The 19,648-nt window shown below is 48.2% G+C and carries 20 protein-coding genes; 8 read left to right on the forward strand and 12 right to left on the reverse strand.

Annotated features, from left to right (window positions below; all coding sequences use genetic code 11):
• Positions 1 to 3: 3 nt before the first annotated feature.
• Both SPK40_RS08255 and SPK40_RS08260 read left to right on the forward strand, forming a co-directional pair.
• Complete coding sequence (locus SPK40_RS08255) at positions 4 to 2,400, forward strand: fatty acid cis/trans isomerase (protein WP_330960110.1); 2,397 nt, start codon at positions 4 to 6, stop codon at positions 2,398 to 2,400.
• 121 nt (positions 2,401 to 2,521) lie between these two features.
• Entirely contained in the window at positions 2,522 to 3,337 is an 816-nt protein-coding gene (locus SPK40_RS08260) for a DUF2797 domain-containing protein (RefSeq protein WP_330960111.1), read from the forward strand.
• Positions 3,338 to 3,412: 75 nt separating this feature from the next.
• On the opposite strand, the gene SPK40_RS08265 is transcribed toward SPK40_RS08260, so the two are convergent.
• The 4 genes from SPK40_RS08265 to SPK40_RS08280 all read right to left on the reverse strand — a co-directional run bounded on the left by SPK40_RS08265 (position 3,413) and on the right by SPK40_RS08280 (position 5,889).
• Positions 3,413 to 4,054 carry a putative ATP-dependent zinc protease gene (locus SPK40_RS08265; RefSeq protein ID WP_330960112.1) on the reverse strand — a complete coding sequence of 214 codons (642 nt, stop codon included), beginning with the start codon at positions 4,052 to 4,054 and terminating at the stop codon, positions 3,413 to 3,415.
• A 67-nt stretch (positions 4,055 to 4,121) separates the two neighbouring features.
• Positions 4,122 to 5,024 (reverse strand): phosphotransferase, encoded by a 903-nt coding sequence (locus tag SPK40_RS08270; protein ID WP_330960113.1) that lies wholly within the window; start codon positions 5,022 to 5,024, stop codon positions 4,122 to 4,124.
• 194 nt (positions 5,025 to 5,218) lie between these two features.
• Positions 5,219 to 5,455 carry a DUF3389 domain-containing protein gene (locus SPK40_RS08275; RefSeq protein WP_248142206.1) on the reverse strand — a complete coding sequence of 79 codons (237 nt, stop codon included), beginning with the start codon at positions 5,453 to 5,455 and terminating at the stop codon, positions 5,219 to 5,221.
• A complete protein-coding gene (locus SPK40_RS08280) occupies positions 5,452 to 5,889 on the reverse strand; it encodes a hotdog fold thioesterase (protein WP_248142205.1) in 438 nt (145 codons plus the stop codon). The genes SPK40_RS08275 and SPK40_RS08280 overlap by 4 nt, the downstream gene beginning before the upstream one ends.
• 107 nt (positions 5,890 to 5,996) lie before the next feature.
• Between SPK40_RS08280 and SPK40_RS08285 the strand changes: the two genes are divergently transcribed.
• A complete protein-coding gene (locus SPK40_RS08285; protein WP_330960114.1) occupies positions 5,997 to 6,791 on the forward strand; it encodes a M48 family metallopeptidase in 795 nt (264 codons plus the stop codon).
• An 82-nt stretch (positions 6,792 to 6,873) separates the two neighbouring features.
• Here SPK40_RS08285 and SPK40_RS08290 read toward each other — a convergent pair whose 3' ends face one another.
• Complete coding sequence (locus SPK40_RS08290) at positions 6,874 to 8,208, reverse strand: trypsin-like serine protease (protein ID WP_330960115.1); 1,335 nt, start codon at positions 8,206 to 8,208, stop codon at positions 6,874 to 6,876.
• A gap of 243 nt (positions 8,209 to 8,451) precedes the next feature.
• Positions 8,452 to 9,438 (reverse strand): OmpA family protein, encoded by a 987-nt coding sequence (locus SPK40_RS08295; RefSeq protein ID WP_330960116.1) that lies wholly within the window; start codon positions 9,436 to 9,438, stop codon positions 8,452 to 8,454.
• Between the two features lie 388 nt (positions 9,439 to 9,826).
• Between SPK40_RS08295 and SPK40_RS08300 the strand changes: the two genes are divergently transcribed.
• Positions 9,827 to 11,323 carry an FAD-dependent oxidoreductase gene (locus SPK40_RS08300; protein WP_330960364.1) on the forward strand — a complete coding sequence of 499 codons (1,497 nt, stop codon included), beginning with the start codon at positions 9,827 to 9,829 and terminating at the stop codon, positions 11,321 to 11,323.
• A 45-nt stretch (positions 11,324 to 11,368) separates the two neighbouring features.
• Here SPK40_RS08300 and SPK40_RS08305 read toward each other — a convergent pair whose 3' ends face one another.
• Positions 11,369 to 11,737 carry a cupin domain-containing protein gene (locus SPK40_RS08305; protein WP_330960117.1) on the reverse strand — a complete coding sequence of 123 codons (369 nt, stop codon included), beginning with the start codon at positions 11,735 to 11,737 and terminating at the stop codon, positions 11,369 to 11,371.
• Positions 11,738 to 11,763: 26 nt separating this feature from the next.
• Positions 11,764 to 12,444 carry a chromosome segregation ATPase gene (locus tag SPK40_RS08310; protein WP_248142199.1) on the reverse strand — a complete coding sequence of 227 codons (681 nt, stop codon included), beginning with the start codon at positions 12,442 to 12,444 and terminating at the stop codon, positions 11,764 to 11,766.
• Between the two features lie 346 nt (positions 12,445 to 12,790).
• Between SPK40_RS08310 and SPK40_RS08315 the strand changes: the two genes are divergently transcribed.
• Positions 12,791 to 13,663: a DNA ligase gene (locus tag SPK40_RS08315; protein ID WP_330960118.1), complete on the forward strand. Its 873-nt coding sequence runs from the start codon at positions 12,791 to 12,793 to the stop codon at positions 13,661 to 13,663.
• Positions 13,664 to 13,715: 52 nt separating this feature from the next.
• Here SPK40_RS08315 and SPK40_RS08320 read toward each other — a convergent pair whose 3' ends face one another.
• On the reverse strand, positions 13,716 to 14,402 hold the full coding sequence (locus tag SPK40_RS08320; RefSeq protein WP_248142197.1) for a VC0807 family protein: 687 nt from the start codon (positions 14,400 to 14,402) through the stop codon (positions 13,716 to 13,718).
• A gap of 300 nt (positions 14,403 to 14,702) precedes the next feature.
• Here SPK40_RS08320 and SPK40_RS08325 point away from each other — a divergent pair, with 300 nt between their 5' ends.
• Both SPK40_RS08325 and nagA read left to right on the forward strand, forming a co-directional pair.
• Positions 14,703 to 15,242 carry a hydrolase gene (locus tag SPK40_RS08325; RefSeq protein ID WP_248142196.1) on the forward strand — a complete coding sequence of 180 codons (540 nt, stop codon included), beginning with the start codon at positions 14,703 to 14,705 and terminating at the stop codon, positions 15,240 to 15,242.
• Between the two features lie 127 nt (positions 15,243 to 15,369).
• The gene (gene nagA / locus SPK40_RS08330) at positions 15,370 to 16,515 is read left to right on the forward strand and encodes an N-acetylglucosamine-6-phosphate deacetylase (protein ID WP_330960119.1); all 1,146 of its coding nucleotides are present in this window, start codon (positions 15,370 to 15,372) and stop codon (positions 16,513 to 16,515) included.
• Between the two features lie 76 nt (positions 16,516 to 16,591).
• Here nagA and SPK40_RS08335 read toward each other — a convergent pair whose 3' ends face one another.
• Positions 16,592 to 16,954, reverse strand: a complete 363-nt coding sequence (locus SPK40_RS08335) for an NADH:ubiquinone oxidoreductase (RefSeq protein ID WP_330960120.1) — start codon at positions 16,952 to 16,954, stop codon at positions 16,592 to 16,594.
• Positions 16,955 to 17,516: 562 nt separating this feature from the next.
• Between SPK40_RS08335 and SPK40_RS08340 the strand changes: the two genes are divergently transcribed.
• Positions 17,517 to 18,509, forward strand: coding sequence for a chemotaxis protein CheV (locus tag SPK40_RS08340; RefSeq protein ID WP_330960121.1), 993 nt, complete (start codon positions 17,517 to 17,519; stop codon positions 18,507 to 18,509).
• Between the two features lie 34 nt (positions 18,510 to 18,543).
• Here the strand turns inward: SPK40_RS08340 and SPK40_RS08345 are convergent, their stop codons facing one another.
• On the reverse strand, positions 18,544 to 18,786 hold the full coding sequence (locus SPK40_RS08345; protein ID WP_330960122.1) for a hypothetical protein: 243 nt from the start codon (positions 18,784 to 18,786) through the stop codon (positions 18,544 to 18,546).
• A 9-nt stretch (positions 18,787 to 18,795) separates the two neighbouring features.
• Positions 18,796 to 19,548, reverse strand: a complete 753-nt coding sequence (pdsO, locus tag SPK40_RS08350) for a sortase-associated OmpA-like protein PdsO (protein WP_330960123.1) — start codon at positions 19,546 to 19,548, stop codon at positions 18,796 to 18,798.
• Positions 19,549 to 19,648: the final 100 nt, after the last annotated feature.

The following is a 19,648-nucleotide window of genomic DNA, read 5'->3' on the forward strand; positions in this document are numbered from 1 at the left end:
CTCATGACCCTTCATTTTTCCAAACTGACTAAACGTCCAGTGCTGCTGTTTTTTGTGCTGGTCCTTTCAGGTTGTGCGACCTACGCCGGATTCAATCTCGATCAGCTCTACGGTCAGCCAGAACCCCAGAAAAGAATCCTGCCCGCAGAAGCCAGTCTGGCGCAACGGTACCTGAACGAAGTCAAGCCGCTTGTCGAAAACCGCTGTGTTGTCTGTCATGCCTGTTACGATGCTCCCTGCCAGTTAAAGATGTCCTCAGCAGAAGGGATTGACCGGGGCGCGAACAAAGAAAAAGTCTATCAGGGAACACGGCTGATCGCAGCCAATACGACCCGCATGTTTATTGATGCGCACAGTACGGATGAATGGCGTCAGAAAGGTTTCAATGCGGTCTTAAATGAGCGGATGCAAAGCCCGGAAACCAATACTCAGTTAAGTGTCATTGCCAGAATGCTGACCCTGAAACAGGCTCATCCGTTACCTGATGAAAAAGTATTGTCCGGCAACTGGGATTTCTCGCTGGACAGAAACCAGCAATGCCCGACGATTGAAGAAATGTCTGCCTTTGAGCAATCTTACCCGCTTTGGGGGATGCCTTACGGGCTGCCCAAATTGGCAGAAAATGAACACCAGCTTCTGATGGACTGGGTTGCTGCAGGCGCCCCCATGACTAGTCAAAATACAGTCTCACCGGAAGCCAGAGACGAAATAAACAAATGGGAAACATTCCTGAACCAGAATGATTTCAAACATCAGCTCACCGCCCGGTACCTGTTTGAGCACTGGTTTGTATCCCATCTCTACTTCTCTGGTGTTCAGTCATCAGATGGAAAGACAGCGTTTTTCCGCATTGTGCGTTCCCGCACAGCGCCGGGAGAACCGGTTGATCTGATCGCAACACGACGCCCGTTCGACGATCCGGGTGTATCACGGGTTTATTACCGTATTCTTCCGGTGCGCGAAACGATTGTCGATAAGACCCATATGCCGTTTGTACTGAATGACGAGCGTCTGGCCCGTTTAAACGAACATTTCATTCAACCTGAATACACTATCAGTGCCTTGCCGGGGTATACGCCTGAACTGGCTGCGAACCCATTACTGGCCTTTGATCAGCTTCCTGTCAGTGCCCGATACCGGTATATGATCGACAATTCCCAGCATACCATCATGGGTTTCATCAAAGGACCGGTCTGCCGTGGTCAGCTGGCACTGAATGTCATCAATGACAGATTCTGGGTCGTCTTTGTCGACCCGGATATGGCAGATATTCCTGAAGTGGCTGCCTTTTATGCCTCACAGGCAGATAACCTGCGCTTGCCGGCTGAAAAAAACAGTACTGCCCTGCCGTTACACAACTGGGTCACCTACTCCAAACAGCAAGGCCGTTTCCTGCGCGCGAAAAATGAATTCATGAACCGGACCTTCAAGAATGGTGAGCATCTGACCACTGACTTAATTTGGGATGGTGACGGTTTTAACGACAATGCAGCCCTGACGATCTTCCGTCACTTTGACAGCGCAACTGTGGTGAAAGGTTTAGTGGGCACTCCTCCGAAAACAGCCTGGGTTCTCGATTATTCACTCATTGAGCGAATTCACTATCTTCTTGTCGCAGGATTTGATGTTTACGGAAACTTTGGTCATCAGCTGCTAACCCGCATGTACATGGACTTCCTGCGGATGGAAGGTGAATCTAACTTCCTGTCGCTGTTGCCACCCAACACACGACACGCCGAGCTGGCCGACTGGTATCAGGATGCCAATCAGCCGCTGCAGAACTTCCTGCAGGGTGATATCAATGATTTCTCTCAGCCATCGGGGATCCGTTATCAGACAGATCATCCGAAAGCGGAACTGATGCAGATGCTGAAGAAGAAGTTGGCCGGTGTTGATCAGGATAAGACACGATATGCGCTGGACAACCTGAAACTAAGCAAAGACAGTATCAACCAGCTTCGTGCGCTCGCCCGTATTCAGGGCCGCCAGGCAACCTTATATCCTGAACTGACGTTCATCATGATTGAACCGAATGACCCGAAAGTTCAGCCGCAACTACTGACACTAGCCCGTAACAGCGCGCATAAAAATATTTCCAGCCTGTTTGAGGAAGAAAAGAACCGGGAACCATCTCAGGATAACCTGACGCTGGTCCATGGCTTACTGGGCAGTTACCCGAGTGTTTTCTGGCATATTCGGGAATCTGACCTGGCTGATGTCGTCACACAGGCCAAGCGAATTTACAGCGAGGAAGATTACCAGGCCCTGCTGGATAAAGTCTCGGTCCGGAGAACAGACCCGAACTTTTGGGCATTCAGTGATCAGTTAAATCAGATTTACAGAATCAACCACCCTGTCGAATCCGGCCTGCTGGATTACAACAGGCTGGAAAACCGCTAAATCAAGACTGAAGACAGCATAACCGGCCCGCGTGGCCGGTTTTTTCTTACTGGCGCCAGATGATACACTGGACCGCAAAGGGACACAGATCCCAACTGAAGCAATGTAACAGAGAGCACACATGCAAGGTACACTGAGCAAAATGCGTTCATCGCTTGGCGATGTTGTGAACTACCAACTTCTGGTCGGCGATGAAACCCTCGATCTGAATCCCCTGATCGGCAAGCCGCTCCGGCTGACTTTTACCGGCAATATTTACTGCGATGCCTGCGGTAAGAAAACGAAAAAAAGCTACTCACAAGGACACTGTTTTCCCTGTATGAAAAAACTGGCTCGTTGCGATATGTGCGTGATGAAGCCTGAAACCTGCCATTATGCGCAGGGCACCTGCCGGGAGCCTGAGTGGGGCGATACACATTGTATGGTGCCGCACTATGTCTACCTGTCGAACACATCTGGGCTGAAAGTCGGAATTACCCGGCACACTCAAATCCCGACCCGCTGGATTGATCAGGGGGCAACACAGGCTTTACCGATACTGAGAGTTAAAAATCGCCACCTTTCCGGCTTAGTCGAAGTGGCTCTGGCAGAATTTATTGCGGACAAAACCAACTGGCGTGCAATGCTAAAAGGTGATTCAGACGCTCTCGATTTAAAAGCCGAAGCCCACCATCTGCTTCCGGCAATCGAATCCAGACTTCAGGATCTGCTTTTACAGTTTGGCGTCGATGCCATTGAACGACTGGATAAAGAAATCGTACAGATTGCCTACCCGGTCAGTCAGTATCCAACCAAAATCACTTCACACAATTTTGATAAGGAAGCCGTCGTTGAAGGGGTTCTTCTGGGTATCAAAGGGCAATATCTGATTTTCGATACCGGTGTGATAAACATTCGAAAATTCACCAGCTACGAAGTAACAGTACAAACACCTTAAATCATTGAAAAAATCAGGCCGCATCCTGGTGCGGCCTGATTATCGACAAATATTGAAGGCGATTACTTCATCAGATCAGTTCATTTTCGTCTTTGGCTGAACGTACTTTCTGGAAGTATCAACAACAGCAACGTCCCGGATAAAATCTGCACCCAACCGGACATCCTGACCCTCCACAAGCACAAAGTCAGTCATCTCATTCAGTTCCCCCAGGACAGTCCTCACCTGGACGACAGCAAACTCCTGTTCATCACTTTCCTGCCAGCGATCAACCGGCATTTCCAGTGCCTTCCCCAAAACTTTAAACTTAACCCACGGGCGTCCGTCACGTTCGAAAGGCACTATGGCATTGACACCTAAAGTCGAGACCGATTGTGTCTGAACAACATGAGCACGTACAAATTGCTTCGCCGGGTTAAACCACACCCACTCCTGATGCCCCAGGATCAATTTACCGTCTTTGGTTTTTGTCACGGGTTTTGCTGGCTCAGGCTGCACCAAAGTGGCTTTCGCTGACTTTCCCGCCTGCACTGCCGATGTTTTCACGGACTGAGTGGCCCTCTGAGCCGCAGGCAAAGTTTCTGACTGGAGACTTGCCTGCCCGACCCGAACCTGTTCAGGCGACTTGGACACTTCCGACGTCGTTGTCCGGATCATTTCTGTCGACATACAGCCGGAAAAGAGACTGACAAAAAGCAATGGAAACAACTTCTTCATACTGACTTCACCACAAACTCAAATTGTGCGGACACTTGAACATCTCAAAATTCACGATCAGAACATATCAGGGACGCGACCGGCGCTCTGAGACACGCTGATACTGACGCATTTTATGAAGCAAATGCTGTTCATCATACCACCCGATATTAGAAGCGTGCTTTGCATCATCCCACAAACTCAGATACCAGCGACGAACTTCGTATCCTTCAGCCAGCGGAGACTTTTCAGCATAACGTGTAATCAGATCCAACTCTGGCCGGATGTCATTTAAGTGGAATAAATCAAATTCCCGGTGTTTAACACCCGCATCCGCGGGATCCAATACAGCCACCACTTTGTATGTGTCCGGGTCGAACAGAACATTCCCTAAATGGCAGTCATCATGCACAAAAGAAGGTTCAGTATTGATCGGCGCCAGCAGTTCATGCCGCTCCTCCCACATTCCTTCATAGTTTTTCTTTAATTCGGTCGAAAACGGGGAAGCACTGCTTGTTAAATATCTCAGAACCGGTGTCATCCATTCATCAAACGCAGGAATTAAGTGAGAGGTATATTTATTTTCTATGATTTCAAATCCATTGTGCTGCGGCTGCTCATGCATTTGAATCAATAAATCAGTGAAGTGTTCTGAAAACACATGGATTGCATTCTGTTCTTTGGGTAACTCATGTGCCGGTATACCCTCAACCCATTCCATGACAATATATTCGCACCCCTCTTCATAGCCAAAAAATAAGACTTCCGGCACTTTACAGTCTATATATGTGTCCAGCCGCTTTAATGCATGAATTTCCTTACTTAATCTGCCAACCTGACGACAAAACTTGATGACTGCACGCTGCTTACCAGAAGATAAGAACGCAACCCAACCATAAAATGTTGTCTGTAAGTTGCAAAAATCGGGAGGCCCTGCAAACAGGGTTCGAAATGCCTTGATGGCAATTCGGTTCAGATGATGCTCTTGCATAGATATCCTTTTCTATCGCCGTGAACAACCACAGCAAAAAAGCAAACTCTTTATAATATTGTCAATAATATTGAGGTGAAGCTGAGTGATTCTGTGACAAAGTCAGGTCCATTCTCAACCACAAAGCTTCACTTCGCGATATAACCCTCAAAACAAAAAAGGTGCCTGTCTTCATTTTAAGCACCTCTTCCTTTTTACATTTTATCGATAGCAATTCCCAGACATTCGGATAATTCTTTGAGCTGTTCGCTGTTATCTAAATGAATAGACCACTGAACGCCACTTCCGGTCGCGATGATTAACTGCGGCTGCTGAATTAACCGGACATCTTCTGCACTGGCCTGCAGGGTAACCCGGGCGCTTCCGTCAAGCCGAATGACCAGTTCGTGATGATTCGCGATGATTCTTCCCTGGCTGAAAGTCAGATTCATGAGCGCTCCGTTTTCTTGTCGCGAAGAACAGCCATCGTCAGACGACTGGTACAGACCAAATTGCCCCGTTCATCTGTAATCGTGATTTGCCAGACCTGAGTCGTTGCCCCCAGGTGAATCGGCTCCGCTTTACCTGTCACGAAACCAGTGCGAACAACCCGGATATGATTGGCGTTGATATCCAGACCAACACAATATTTATCCTCACTGACACACATATTGGCCGCAATAGATCCAAGGGTTTCGGCCAGGACAACTGAAGCACCACCGTGCAACATTCCAAAAGGCTGGTGAGTTCTTGCATCTACTGGCATGATAGCCGTTAAGCTATTGTCATCAAAGGCACAATACTCAATGCCGATATGTTCAACCAGGGTGTTTTTAGACGTTTGATTTAAATCATTCAGGTCAAATTTCTTTTGCCAAATCGACATTGACGTTCCTTACAATCATTTTCGACGCCTCAGCATAGCATCTCTGAATTTGGCTGATAAGCGGCGAATCACATGACATATACTCATAAGACAAAGGAGTGAGCGCTATGAGATTGTTCCATTCACTTCGCCTGACGAGCATGCTGGCAAGTGCACTTTTTATCTCCGCCTGCAGTAACTCACCAACTGGCAGGCAACAGGTATTGCTGTTTTCTGAACAGGATATGTCCCAGCTCGGTGTCCAATCCTTCGAGCAAATGAAAGATAAGGAAAAAATTAGCACAGATCCTAAAATCAACAGTTACGTCCAGTGCGTGACCCGGGCACTCACCGCGCAGTTAGGCAGCCAACCCAATCGTCCGGGCTGGGAAGTCGTGGTTTTTGACAGCGATCAGATCAATGCCTTTGCCCTTCCCGGAGGTAAAATCGGGGTTTATACAGGACTGCTCGGTGTAGCGACCAATCAGGATCAGCTGGCTGCAGTCATTGGACATGAAATTGGGCATGTTCTGGCAAAACACAGTAACGAGCGGCTGTCACGCACCCAACTCGCCAACCTTGGCTTACAACTCTCCAGCGTCGCGTTAGGTGGAACCGAATATCAGGAAATGGCCATGGCCGGTTTGGGACTGGGGGTTCAGTACGGTATCCTGATGCCGTATGGCCGGGCTCAGGAATCAGAATCAGATATTATCGGGCTTCGGATGATGTCACAGGCCGGTTTCGACCCGAACCAGAGTATCGCGCTCTGGCAAAATATGAATAAAGCAAGCGGCGGTTCACAGCCACCGGAGATTTTATCAACCCACCCTTCACACGCCACCCGAATTGATGACCTGAAGGCAGAAATCAAACGCTTACCGCCTTCGGTTGCAAAACGCCCTCAGTGCACCACCCCGTAGTACTCACAAAAAAGTTAAGGCATCCTTCTCATCGGATGCCTTGATTTTACAGACGGTTCGAAACAATTTTCACTCACATATATTACAGTGTCAGCCAGGCATCTGAAGCAGCCCAACCCGTTCCCGGAGCATAAGCACCACCGAAATTACACCACTGACTGTTCGGAAATGGCCTGCACTGATAGCGTTTCCCATCCGTTGCAAGGACTACAGTTCCGGGCCGGTACTGCCCCAGTCCGGCCGGGTAGACATACTCATATTGATCCCCGCTGCTGTTATCCAGAACCGTCGCTGAAACACTGGCTTCAACCTTGCCCTGAATCTGATCCACCTCCAGTGACAATGTCACTCCTGCCTGGCCTGGCGCAGTTCCGCCAAATTCAACCCGGACTCCACAGTCCTGATGCTGATTCAAAACACTGACCGAACAGGTATCCGCTGCAATGACTGCCACATCAGCGGTGCCGGTTGCTTTTGCCCAGACGTCACCAATCGTAATTTGCGTTTCACCAGTATTGGTGAAGACAAATTCGTGATGACGTAACTCCCCGACAGAAAAGTCGGGTAAAACAGTCTGTTTCCGGTAAGTCAGAGATACCGCCTGTCCTGTCCCCGAAATCACGTCATCAACCCAGGGACGGAGTTCTGCAATATCTGTGTACACGCCATACATGCCGGGACGGGCGCAACCAATCCCCCAGCTTACGATGCCTAGCTGTGTGATTTGTCCCTGACGTTTCACAATAATTGGCCCGCCGCTGTCTCCCTGACAGGAATCTTTCTGACCCTGCGGGTAACCGGCGCAGAAATTATCAATCCCGACACTTTGATAACTCGGACCACCCTGCCGGCAAATGGCATCACTTACCAGAGGAACCGTCACTTCCTGCAAGATCGACGGGCTTGTCCCATTTTCGGTCAAGCGGCCAACGCCAGCAACGCGCAATTTATCTCCCAAAGCGGCGTATTGATTCAGATTGCCCGCCGCAATTTCAACCACAGGAGCAATCACAACTCTGTCCAGCTTCAGTAAGGCCATATCAAAACTAAGCGTTTGTCTGACATACTGTGGATGGATGTAAATCTGACTTACGTTAGCCCGGATACCGTCAGTGCCATCAAACTGATGTGCGCCGATTTTGACTGACAAATCAGATGCCCGATGACTGTCGACACAATGGGCAGCAGTCAGAACATAACCATTTCCCAGATAACTTGCGCCACAATAGGGACGGTTTCCATGTCGTGCCGTCAGTTGGGTAAAGAACTGCCAGTCTTCGGTCACCGCATCAGTACCGCCAACAATTCGCGGATCAACCTTAAATTGTAAAATCCGGTTTTCAGTTTCATCAGCATATCCAGTCACAGAAAATAGCAGAGCCGCAATTGCAGCCCAAATGAAGACTCCTTTGTTCATGCTTTATCCTCAATGAAAAGGTGGGTTCAGTGCATATCAAGCGATATCACCCGATAAGTTGAAGGATTCTGCAAAGGAATGCCTGCGAATTATCTTGTCCTGGAATTCACTTTCCTGTTTTGATGCAAATGCGAATGAATCTTAAATTAATCCCGCAGCCGCGCTCGCAAACAGAGAAAAATAATGAAAATACAAAAGGGCCTCCAAACGGAGGCCCTGGATAAACTATCACTGAAAAATGATTTACTGACCATTTTCCATCGTCATACCCGGCATGTAGGCCTCAACACGACGGTTCTTCGCACGTCCTTCTTCGGTATTATTCGGAGCAATCGCATCCCGCTCACCAAAACCTTTAATTTCGATCCGGTCCATACCGATGCTGAAGTAGCCTGCCAGATAGCCCGCAACCGCGGCTGCCCTTTCCTCAGACAATTTCTGGTTATACGCAGGCGTACCGGATGCGTCTGTATGGCCAATGACCTGCAATTTACTGTCCGGATATTCCACCAAGCGATCTGCGATGGGTTTTAAGCGGTCAAAATCAGCCTGCGTCAGCTTGCTGCTGTCAAAGTCAAAGGGCAAAGCAACACGCAGAGGCTGTATCATTGATGGTGGTAAAGCCGCAGGCTCTGAGGCGGGTGCCATGGTCTCTGCCTGTACCGGAGCTGCCCCGCCCCAGTGGTATACAAGGCTGACACCATAAAAGTGGATATCTGCCTTACCCGGGTCATTTCGGCCAACCTGATTGTAATACTGGTATTCAAGCCGGGTTGACATGCTCGGGTTAATATAAAACTCAGCCCCCAGCCCCCCGGTTGCCGATAATCCATCGTCATCTTTATCATTGACACTATTATCAGCGTTGAAGTAAAAACCACCGGCTTTGGCGTAAATATCAATCACGTCAGTAACGGGCCAGGACAGTTTTGCAACCAGATCTAAACCATAGGCTTCAAATCCGCCACTGCCCAGATCGTAATCCGCTTCGCCTAAATAGGTGTATCCACCTTCAAAACCGACCACGGGCGAAAACTGGTAACCGAGGAAAACACCGCCCCCCCAGTCATCTTGTCCAAAATTATCTTTCTGGCCGTCAAGAGCACCATCAAAACTATCGAAGTGTGTGCCACCAACCCGAGCTCCGAAATACCACGGATTATCTGTAGCCGCATAAACTGAGCCGGATAGAAATATTGCCAACGGAACGAATTTAATCATTTTCATCATCACATTTTCCTTGTTCTCTGTTCACCACCACCTCTTAGGGTTAGACAGAGAAAAGTCTTTATGCAAGAGAATGAACAAGTTATGCCACGGAATTATCTTTTCTAAGATAAAAATAAGACACTGCACGCATAGATAAAGAAAAGTTCACACAGCCCTGAGAAAAGACCTGTTCCCCCGCTTCAAAAAATTGACATTCCGATAAATTTGAGTTGCTGGCGCATAAGCGCCAAAAAAATAATCCTCATAATTTACAATGTAAATTGAGGCTGACAATAAAAAATAGACAAACAGACTTTTTACAGAAACATCAGTGTTTAAAACATGACTTGAGGCAAGTAGAATGCAACCTATAACATTTGATAACTGATATGTTGAAATACCATTGATTATGACTGAAACAGGCAAGAAACAACCCAATAACCACCTAAAAATCGGGGTTATTGGCGGAGGAATGGCTGGCTCTACCATTGCGCTCCAGCTTGCCGAACAAGGATTCAGGGTAACCCTTTTTGAAGAAGGCCGAAGTTTAGTAAATGGCCCGCCAATCTGCCATCTTCATGCAGGTGGTAACCTGTATCGTGAAATTTCCGATCATCAGTGTCTTCAACTGCTTGAGCAGTCGATTGATACCCTGCGTGTGTATCAGCACAGTGCCAATATCCGTCCAACTGTCGTCGCAGTTCCGAAACAGGACCCAGGCCACCCTGAGCAATTGCTGCCAAGACTGACACAGCTGCAAAACCATTACCGTGCACTGGTTCAGCAAGATGCAACCAATGCCGTTCTTGGCCATCCGGATAATTATTTCCGTCTTTACTATCGTGACGACATGGAACACCTGGCCAAACAGGATTTACCCGCCAATGCGTCCTGCGCTGATGACTGGATGATTCCTGTCGCCAAACACCTGAATCTGGATGAGTTCAAGTTCCCGTTTGTTCTGGTTCAGGAATACGGCGTCAGTGTATTCCGTCTGGCTGCAACTGTCTCACTCGGGCTGGAAGCACTCCCAAACAGCCGAATTCTCACACAAGCCAGTGTGACTGATATTCAGCAGGATACGGAATCGCTTCAATGGAAAATCACCTATCAGACAATGGATCCGGATTGCGATGATTGTGTCAGCCAGACAACAACGGTCGATTATCTGATCAATGCCTGCGGTTATCGTACCGGCATCCTTGATGATATGGCCCGGCACAAACGACAGCGACTGGTCGAATTTAAAGCAGCCTACGTCACCCACTGGGCGGACAATACAGCCGACTGGCCGGAGGTTATTTTCCACGGTCAGCGAGGGACACCTGAAGGCATGGCGCAACTGACTCCTTACCCGGATGGATATTTTCAGCTTCATGGTATGACACAGGATATTACCCTGTTCAAGGACGGGCTCGTCAGTAGCACAGATCAGAGTGCTCAGCCTGTCCTCGACACACGGTTTAAAAACATGCTGAGAAACGGCTGGCAGCCGCAAGATATTAAACAGCGTACCCAACGAGCCATTGCGCATGTCGCAAAATTTATTCCAGCCTATCTGGACGCTCAGGTCGGTGGTCCGCCTTTGTTTGGTGCGCAGCAAATTCCGGGACAAGACCCGTCGCTGCGAGCAGCTGACGTGTCATTTGCCGGGCAACGGTATGCCCGTACAGAGATCGTCAAAGCATCTTCTGCACTCACTGCCGCCGAACGAATTTTGCAACAACTGGTGAATGAAAACCTGATCACCGAGCAGCAAAGTGGCCTGCATCATGACTGGGAAGGCCGCTTTCCTGTCACAATGCAATTGAAAGCCTCAGATATTGTTGCGAAAGCAGAAGCTCTGGCAAAAGAACGCCAGTTCCCGGTTGCTCTTGCCCGGCCAGTCGGAATGGTTCTGGGCTGATATCCAAATGGAAACGGCACCCTCAAGGTGCCGTTTTAGACTCATTCAGATTTCATTTTCAGCCGGGAAAAAGATGGCAAGCCAAATTGTGTGTTCGCCTTCCGCTGTCCAGTTCACCCTGTGGCGGCAATGAGCCGGCAAAAAAACACTTTGACCGGTTTTTAAGTGGACCGGCGGCCTGGAGTCATCAAAAACCAGCTCGGCTTCACCTTGTATGAGCAGAACCCACTCGTTTTCATCCTGATCGTACCAATCACCTTCTGGTGTCTGGTGACCCCGCGAGACAATCCGCTCAACTCGCAAATGTGATGAGACCAGTAAGTTCTGAAACAGTTCTTCAGGCAAGTTTTCAGGAATATCTGCCAGCAGATCCTGCACATTCACCACGCTATCCTGACACACCGTTAAAGCCATCACACTTCCCCTTCCCTGATTCAAGCTTAATTTTCTTTTGGCAGTGCGACATCAATTTTTGCGTTCAGTACATCCAACTCATTTTGAAGCGCAGTTTTTTCCACTTCTGCTTCAGTCACTTTGGCAAGTTTCTCTTCATACCGATCGCAGTCCGCCTGAGACACCCAATTCCAGCTTTGACCTGTTTTGAATTCTTCACAAGGCTTTTTGAATTCATCTGCCACACGTCGTGCCTGCTTCAGCTCTGCATCGGCCTGACTGAGCTGTTTCTGCAGCTCAAGCTGCTGCTGATACAACGCCTTTGAGTTCGACAAAACGGTCTGCTGTTTTTTGGTGGCTTCAGTCAGCGTTTCAACTTTGGTATCCAGCTTTTCTTTGCTGACAGACAACTGTTTTTTTTGCTGCTTCAGTGAGGCAAGTTGTTTTTCGTAATCTTTCTGAAGCGTTTCCAGTGCCTGCTCTTTTTCGGCCAGCGTCTCTTGCAGTTTTTTAAATGCAATGGCTTTTTCTGTTTCGAGGGTCTCAAGCGTATCTAACCGCCCGCTCAGGCTTTGAATTTGCTCAATTTGCCCAGCGTTTTTTTCACGCAGTGATTTCAGTTCAACAGCCTGGGGTTGTTGCTGAAAATGCCCAATTGCCGATGCCAGTGCAGCGCCGGCAATAAAACCAGCGACCAGAGTCACTTTCCAGTTTGACATCAACTCCATCCCATACTCCTATTCACTTACCCGTTTGACAGACACAGGCAGGCAATCACAAACTGTTCATTAGCCTAACATACTCATTTCCTGAGATGTCAGAGTACTTTCAATAATAAAGGCTGTTTGCTCACCCGTCAGTCTCTCACGTTATTTTTCGGACAGCACCCCGTATTCCGGGCGGATGAACCCGGTTTTTATCATGGTTTCTTTCGCAAAGCTGATGACTGCCGCGGTGAATCTGACACAGGAATTTACATATAAGCCGCAGTCTTACGCTTTCTGAAAGCACCCGATACTCTCCTCCGTCCGGCACTCAATTATCGTGTACCTTTTCCATTATGAAAGGAACGAAATGATGAAGTATTCTGCACTTGCCATCATGATCATGCTTGCGCTCAGCCCGCAGACCCTCGCCAAGGAAACTGTAACAACCATGCGGGCACATTCCATTGACTGGCAGGATGATACTGTCGTGCTCCCGGCAGGAAGCGTCATCACCGACTATTGGGTCAGTGAAAAACTGGATGGCGTACGTGCCTTCTGGACTGGCAGCCAGCTGCAGACACGATCGGGTCATCAGATTCATGCGCCTGACTGGTTTACGAAAGACTTTCCCAAAGAAGCGTTAGAAGGTGAATTATGGGCAGGCAGGAACCAGTTTCATCTGACCATGCAAACCGTTCTGGATAGCGTCCCCAACGAAACCCTGTGGCGGAAGATTCAGTTCATGGTATTTGATGCCCCGGACCAGCCAGGCATATTCGATGAACGGTTGGCACATGTCACGCCCCTGATTGATTCATTACACCTGCAACAGATCAAAGCGGTTCATCAGCGAAAGCTGGATTCAATACAGACTCTGGAGCACTGGCTGAATGAAGTCGAAAGCCATGGAGGCGAAGGTCTGATGCTGCATCGGGGCAAACAACGTTATATCGCGGGCAAAGCAGATGGTTTGCTGAAACTGAAGCGATTCGAAGATGCAGAAGCGATCGTCGTTGGTTACGAACCGGGAAAAGGAAAATATCAGGGACTGACCGGAGCAATCTGGGTGAAGATGGACAATCACCCGCTCTTTAAAATTGGCTCAGGCTTCAGCGATGCAGAGCGCGCTTCCCCGCCCGAAATCGGCAGTATTGTGACCTTCAGGTATAACGGATTCACCCAAAATCGTATCCCGAGGTTTGCACGCTTTCTGAGATCACGTCCGGCTGAAACGCTCTGACTGCCTGGATCGAAAAAGGGCTTGCCACTGGCAAGCCCTCATCAGTTCACAATTACTGAACCTTAAAGATTTGGTTTGCTTCCAGATTTGTCATACGACGAATTGAGCGCCAGACATAATAGAAGATACCAAACATCATCAGCATCGACGGGATCGCAATCATGGGATAGCTCAACAACGTCATTTCGCCCAGCTCTTCATTGAAAGCTTCAGAACCTGCCGGACTGGTCACAATGCTTGTCGCCAGCACGTAATTCATCACCGCTGAGAAAGCAAAAGTGCTGGCAAACAAGTAGTTCGACTGAGTCAGACACTTATTGAATTCAGACTGCTTCCCGGACTGATTGAGTTTCTCCTTAATCAGCTCAAGGTTCAGGACGGCGTCATTGAAAATCATTTTGGTCACAATGGGATACTTGGTAAATGTTGAACCAAATACCACCACACCAATCAAGCCAGGTATCAGCGCTTCTTTGATTGCAAGCCACTGCGTATCCAGCTCCAGCAGACCGATGCCGCCGGTCAGAAGCACGCTGATAAAACCCAACAGAGAGATAAAGTTAAATTTCTTATGCTTGAGCAATTCATAGCTGCCCAGAATCACAGGAAATGCCAGTGCAAGCAGCAACGCATTGACCGGACCAAGTTGCTCCTGACCACTGAGTTTCATCAGAATGACAGATGGCACAATGACGTTAAAGATGAGGTCGGTAAGTGGGTTCGATTTTTTTTCAGTCATACTTAAGGCTGTTTATCTTTTAAATTCTTGAATAATTTCAACTTTTGTTGAATCAAATGCGTTTTCGAATCGACACATTGTTTCGCCATTTCTCCAGAAAGTAAAGTTGAAAGCAGTTACAAGGCTTTTCGCAAGGCCTGCTGATAGTTTCCATTCTAGTGCAATCATCCGGCATCGTGTACTCCCCCTTGACTTTCCAGTCAGAGAAGACCAAGGTCAATGTTCAGATAAAAGCTGCGCGATAACAACTAAACTTCTCTTATGAAAGATTTTTTTCGTTAAACTGAAAAGGATGTCCCTATGTTAGATCGCAATAAAACCGCACTCGTCATCGTAGATGTTCAGGGAAAACTGGCCACCCTGATGGACGACACACAGACCCTCTTCCACAACCTGTCCGTGATCACTCAAGGCGCAACTGCACTGAATCTGCCCATTATCTGGCTGGAACAATTACCGGACAAACTCGGTCCGACGATCCCTCAGGTTGCCGATTACCTTGCGGAGCACACCCCCATCGCGAAGAACTGCTTCAGCGGCTGCCACTCTGCAGAATTTATGGATGCACTTCAGTCAACCGGTTGTGAAAACGTCATTCTGGTCGGTATTGAAGCACATATCTGTGTGTACCAGACCGCCATGGATTTACTGGAAAAAGGGTTCCATGTTGAAGTCATTGCAGATGCTGTTTCTTCCCGTATCGCAAACAACAAAACTGTCGCATTGAATCGTATGCAGCAGGCCGGTGTTGCTTTATCTTGTACCGAGATGGTGCTGTTCGAGCTGCAACGGGTCGCTGAGGGCGAAAGCTTCAAGAAAATCTTAAACTTAATCAAATAACTGTGTTTTGCCTCAGCAACAGCGTCACAGAAAATTGATCCCGGATTCACTGCGTGCTATCTTATTTTTACACACAAAATAAGATAGCCAATGTAACATCTCCTATCGCGCATTTAGGAATCCGGCCATGTATGCAATAACACATATCAACGTGTTTAATGGCAACACGATTGAAAATGATCAAGCCATACTGATTGACGGCGACAGGATCGCCAGCGTCATCCCAATGTCTGAGGCAAATCAAAGCCAGTCGCTTCCTGAACAATGCATCGATGGAACCGGATTGCTGGCAACCGCGGGTTTTATTGATATTCAGTTAAATGGCTGCGGAGGCGTCCTGCTCAATACGGATATTGCGAAATCCACGCTGGACACCATGAATGCCACAAACCTCCGGCACGGTACCACCCAATATCTTCCGACCTTTATTACCAGCGAAACCGATCGATTCAATCAGGTCATCCGGCTCATTGAAAGCATCCGGCAACCTGAAGAGGAAGGCATCCTGGGATTACATTTAGAAGGCCCCTTCATCAGTAAAGAGAAGAAAGGTGCGCATCAGGAAGATTGCATCCGTGATTTAGATGAAGAGACTGCCCGTTTTCTGGCGGCTCATGCCGATCGCATCAAAGTGGTTACGCTTGCTCCGGAAGCCTGTAACCAAGGTGTCATAGATATTCTGACCCGCGCCGGAATCATCGTTTCAATGGGTCATACCAATGGTCAGTACACGGATTATGCCGCCAAACAGGGCATTACCATGGCGACCCACCTCTTTAATGCCATGAGCCCGCTGGACTCACGTGAACCTGGCGCGGTTGGATATATTTTCGATCAGAAACCCCATGCCGGCATCATTGTTGATGGGATTCATGTGAATTATGCCTCGGTGCGTATCGCCCACCAGCTCCTGGGTGAGAAATTATTTATGATCACCGATGCTGTCGCTCCTGCAGGCACGACAATGAAAGAATACGATATGCCTGGCGCAAAAGCATATGTCACTGACGGTAAGTGCCACTACGCTGACGGCACAATTGCAGGTGCTGCCATCACGATGATTGAAGGCATCAGAAACCTGATTCAACATGTTGGGCTGTCAAAAGAAGAAGCACTGCGGATGGCCAGTCTTTACCCTGCCAAAGCTCTGGGACTGGAGACACAATATGGTCGTGTTCAAGCAGGTTATACAGCCAATCTGGCCCTGCTGAGTGATGACTTAGAGGTCAGGTCAGCGATTCAGATGGGTCAATTCCATTCATTCCCGGCATGAGCCACCCAATCAATTCCTGAAAGTCAAAAGGGTCGCTAATGCGACCCTTTTTGCAGCATATTGCCGGAGATTTCTTTTACGCGTTAGCCAGTTTAGCGGTTTCAATCCGGCTGAGCTGGAATTCCCTCAATTTGAAATAGATGTAGGTTGCAACAACTGAAAAGAACAGGTAAGACAAGGCGAACACCAGCGGAGAATTGATGATCTGATTTTCCAGTCCCCACATCACACCCAAGACGGTCACCCCCATCTTCGCCATTAATCCTGAAAGTAACAGCATAAAAGCCAATTGCGGATAGCGAGTGGACCGGAACGCGAGCCAGTATGCAACACCAACAGCCAGCGATGCCACACCAAATCCCGCCATAAATGAATGAAAATGTTCACCTGACAACACAGCCGCCACTACAGAGACCAGAAAAATGAACAGAAACTTCATGACCACCTCATTGAAACACATCGAAATTGATACCGCAGGCGCGTATTCAGACCAGCCTGTAAATTTCCGTGTATTGTTCCAGTTTTCCTGATGATTTTATAGCCATGAAGCATGTTCGAAATGTTATCAAAATATTTCAAATTCAGTCATTTACATTTTGAAACACAGTAAATATCCGTCAGATAAGGAGATCCCAATAAAAGTTAAAAAAACGTTAACTCTTATTGCACTAGTGGAATATCTCTTGAAACAACAAAAATGAAATATAATATTTAAGAATCGAGTCATTGCTGTGCAGTACACCAATACGTTACTGTGTGGTCACAACAATAGTCAGGATTAAATCCTGAATTCACAGTTTCATCAGTTAAAATCGCAATTCTGTGAAGGATACACGGACAAACCCATGCGACACACCCCTCTCTGCCGTTACATCAGTTTTTTAGCATGTTATGAAACTGGGATATTGCTCTTAGCTTTTTACCCTGATCTATGACAACTGAAGCCAAACCTCTATAATCCCCTGAATTTTGGTATAAATACTCAACTTTTCGGATACAAGATGACGACGATTCTCGACGCTGTCGATCTACGAACACAACTTGTCGGAGAAAACCGCCTGGAACTGCTCATCTTCCGGCTCCACTCCGCACAACTTTTTGCAATAAACGTGTTTAAAGTGCGCGAGGTCGTCAAGCAGCCTCATTTACATTCACTGCCTGGCAGCCATTCCAACGTCTGTGGTGTCGCGAATATTCGCGGTCAATCCATCCCGATTATTGACCTACGTAGTGCTATCGGCGTTCGTGCGACTCAGGAAAGTGATGAAACGAATCTCATCATTACAGAATACAACCGCAGTGTTCAGGGCTTTCTTGTCGGTCAGGTCCTCAACATTGCCAACCTGACCTGGCAGGATATTCAGCCTCCCCCAAGTCATGTTGGCAAAAACAATTACCTCACCGCTATCACTCGTGTGAAGCGAGACGGTGCTGAAAGACTGGTCAGCATTGTTGATGTAGAGAAAGTTCTGGCACAAATTGTGGATTACAACACTGATATTTCTGAGCATGTGCTGGACGAAAACCTGGTCAGCGAATTATCCGGGCGGAAAGTGTTAATCGTGGACGATTCATCAACCGCCCGCTCACAAATTCGCGATACGCTGTCTCAGCTCAGTCTGGACGTGATTGAAGCCACAAACGGCAGAGAAGCGCTGGATATACTCAAAGGCTGGTGTGATGAAGGCAAAGTGATCAATCAGGAAATTCTGATGATGTTCACTGATGCCGAAATGCCGGAAATGGATGGTTATCGCCTGACCCATGAAATCCGTCAGGATGCACGGATGAGCAACCTGTTTATAGCGCTCAATACCTCACTCAGCGGGAGCTTTAACCAGGCAATGGTAGAGAAAGTCGGCTGCAACCGGTTTATTTCCAAGTTCCAGCCTGACCTTCTGGTCGAAGTCGTACAGGACCGACTGAGAGAAGTACTGCAGTCCGCTCCCCGCCTTACTCCTGACCTTTCAGCAATAAATCAGACTAAAGTGTAGAACGGTCAGTTTCAGGAGCCACTTGAGTAACTGATCAGGGGCCAATCCGGCCCCATTCACCAGCGATTGAAGCAAAGGCTGAAGCAGAAGACCGGGGGGCGTCTTCACTATCCATGAATTGCCAAGCATCATCGTTCATTCCTTGTATTTGCATCAGATAGTTCGCCGAAGCTGCCGTATCTTCTCCCTTGAATACGAGTTGCATTGTAAAAAGCACCAGAATTGCAATCGGAATCAAACTACTGCTGAGTGTAAAACGGGCTGCCGAATCCATCATGAACCTCTCTTAATTCGATTGAGCTGTCTGTACTGGGCCCTGCTGACTGCGCAGCGTGACACGACGGTCAAAAAAGTCAGACTCACCATTTTCGTCTGTCTGCAACGGCTCTTCTTCACCATAAGCAATTGTGACGATCTGCAGTGGGTTCACGCCCCGTGATTCAAGGTAATCTCTCACGGCATTTGCACGTGCTTCAGACAGCGTCAGGTTTCGCGCGGTTGTGCCACGCCGGTCGGCGTAACCCGACAATTCCCAGTTCATTTCAGGTGACTGCTTCATCAATTCTGCAATTTCATCCAGCTGGGACTGAAAATGTGGCTCAATCTCCGAGGAACCGGTACGGAAATGAACGTTCATTGCCAATGCCAGTTCACATTGTAACTGCGTGGCTCTCAGATTTGCCATTTCCTGTTTCAGCGTGTCATAACTGTCGAGCACGGGCTCCAGCTCAGCATTTCGGGCATTCAGCGATTGGATTGCCTCTGCCTGTTCACTTAGCCGAACATTTTGCGTCTCAATATAACCATCCTGACCAACGGCTGTACCCAGAATCCCGCCCACCATTGCCCCGATCACTGCGCCGACGGGGCCACCGACCATCCCGCCCACTGCGGCCCCTGAACCCATGCCAATCCATTGCTCCTGAACGACAGGTTCATTGAATGACCGCACGGATTCAGCCTGAGCCTGAGTCGTGGTTGCCGCCAGTGCCGTTGCAACCAGCAGAGTCATCGTGGTTTTCTTCATCAAATTTTTCATCGTCATTCCTCATCTTTTTTGATTATTTGAAACAGTCTCCGAGAGCCATCAGGCTGTGCTCGTCTGTCGATGAGTGAATTAAACCAAAGAGTTCGGGCAG

The sequence above is a fragment of the Photobacterium sp. 53610 genome (genome assembly GCF_036409375.1).
In the GTDB taxonomy this organism is placed as follows: domain Bacteria; phylum Pseudomonadota; class Gammaproteobacteria; order Enterobacterales; family Vibrionaceae; genus Photobacterium.

What these genes read in the sequence shown, in the direction of transcription:
- SPK40_RS08255 (WP_330960110.1), top strand. Translation starts at nt 4, where the DNA reads ATGACCCTTCATTTTTCCAAACTGACTAAACGTCCAGTGCTGCTGTTT.
- SPK40_RS08260 (WP_330960111.1), top strand. Translation starts at nt 2,522, where the DNA reads ATGCAAGGTACACTGAGCAAAATGCGTTCATCGCTTGGCGATGTTGTG.
- SPK40_RS08265 (WP_330960112.1), bottom strand. Translation starts at nt 4,054, where the DNA reads ATGAAGAAGTTGTTTCCATTGCTTTTTGTCAGTCTCTTTTCCGGCTGT.
- SPK40_RS08270 (WP_330960113.1), bottom strand. Translation starts at nt 5,024, where the DNA reads ATGCAAGAGCATCATCTGAACCGAATTGCCATCAAGGCATTTCGAACC.
- SPK40_RS08275 (WP_248142206.1), bottom strand. Translation starts at nt 5,455, where the DNA reads ATGAATCTGACTTTCAGCCAGGGAAGAATCATCGCGAATCATCACGAA.
- SPK40_RS08280 (WP_248142205.1), bottom strand. Translation starts at nt 5,889, where the DNA reads ATGTCGATTTGGCAAAAGAAATTTGACCTGAATGATTTAAATCAAACG.
- SPK40_RS08285 (WP_330960114.1), top strand. Translation starts at nt 5,997, where the DNA reads ATGAGATTGTTCCATTCACTTCGCCTGACGAGCATGCTGGCAAGTGCA.
- SPK40_RS08290 (WP_330960115.1), bottom strand. Translation starts at nt 8,208, where the DNA reads ATGAACAAAGGAGTCTTCATTTGGGCTGCAATTGCGGCTCTGCTATTT.
- SPK40_RS08295 (WP_330960116.1), bottom strand. Translation starts at nt 9,438, where the DNA reads ATGATGAAAATGATTAAATTCGTTCCGTTGGCAATATTTCTATCCGGC.
- SPK40_RS08300 (WP_330960364.1), top strand. Translation starts at nt 9,827, where the DNA reads ATGACTGAAACAGGCAAGAAACAACCCAATAACCACCTAAAAATCGGG.
- SPK40_RS08305 (WP_330960117.1), bottom strand. Translation starts at nt 11,737, where the DNA reads ATGGCTTTAACGGTGTGTCAGGATAGCGTGGTGAATGTGCAGGATCTG.
- SPK40_RS08310 (WP_248142199.1), bottom strand. Translation starts at nt 12,444, where the DNA reads ATGGAGTTGATGTCAAACTGGAAAGTGACTCTGGTCGCTGGTTTTATT.
- SPK40_RS08315 (WP_330960118.1), top strand. Translation starts at nt 12,791, where the DNA reads ATGATGAAGTATTCTGCACTTGCCATCATGATCATGCTTGCGCTCAGC.
- SPK40_RS08320 (WP_248142197.1), bottom strand. Translation starts at nt 14,402, where the DNA reads ATGACTGAAAAAAAATCGAACCCACTTACCGACCTCATCTTTAACGTC.
- SPK40_RS08325 (WP_248142196.1), top strand. Translation starts at nt 14,703, where the DNA reads ATGTTAGATCGCAATAAAACCGCACTCGTCATCGTAGATGTTCAGGGA.
- nagA (WP_330960119.1), top strand. Translation starts at nt 15,370, where the DNA reads ATGTATGCAATAACACATATCAACGTGTTTAATGGCAACACGATTGAA.
- SPK40_RS08335 (WP_330960120.1), bottom strand. Translation starts at nt 16,954, where the DNA reads ATGAAGTTTCTGTTCATTTTTCTGGTCTCTGTAGTGGCGGCTGTGTTG.
- SPK40_RS08340 (WP_330960121.1), top strand. Translation starts at nt 17,517, where the DNA reads ATGACGACGATTCTCGACGCTGTCGATCTACGAACACAACTTGTCGGA.
- SPK40_RS08345 (WP_330960122.1), bottom strand. Translation starts at nt 18,786, where the DNA reads ATGATGGATTCGGCAGCCCGTTTTACACTCAGCAGTAGTTTGATTCCG.
- pdsO (WP_330960123.1), bottom strand. Translation starts at nt 19,548, where the DNA reads ATGAAAAATTTGATGAAGAAAACCACGATGACTCTGCTGGTTGCAACG.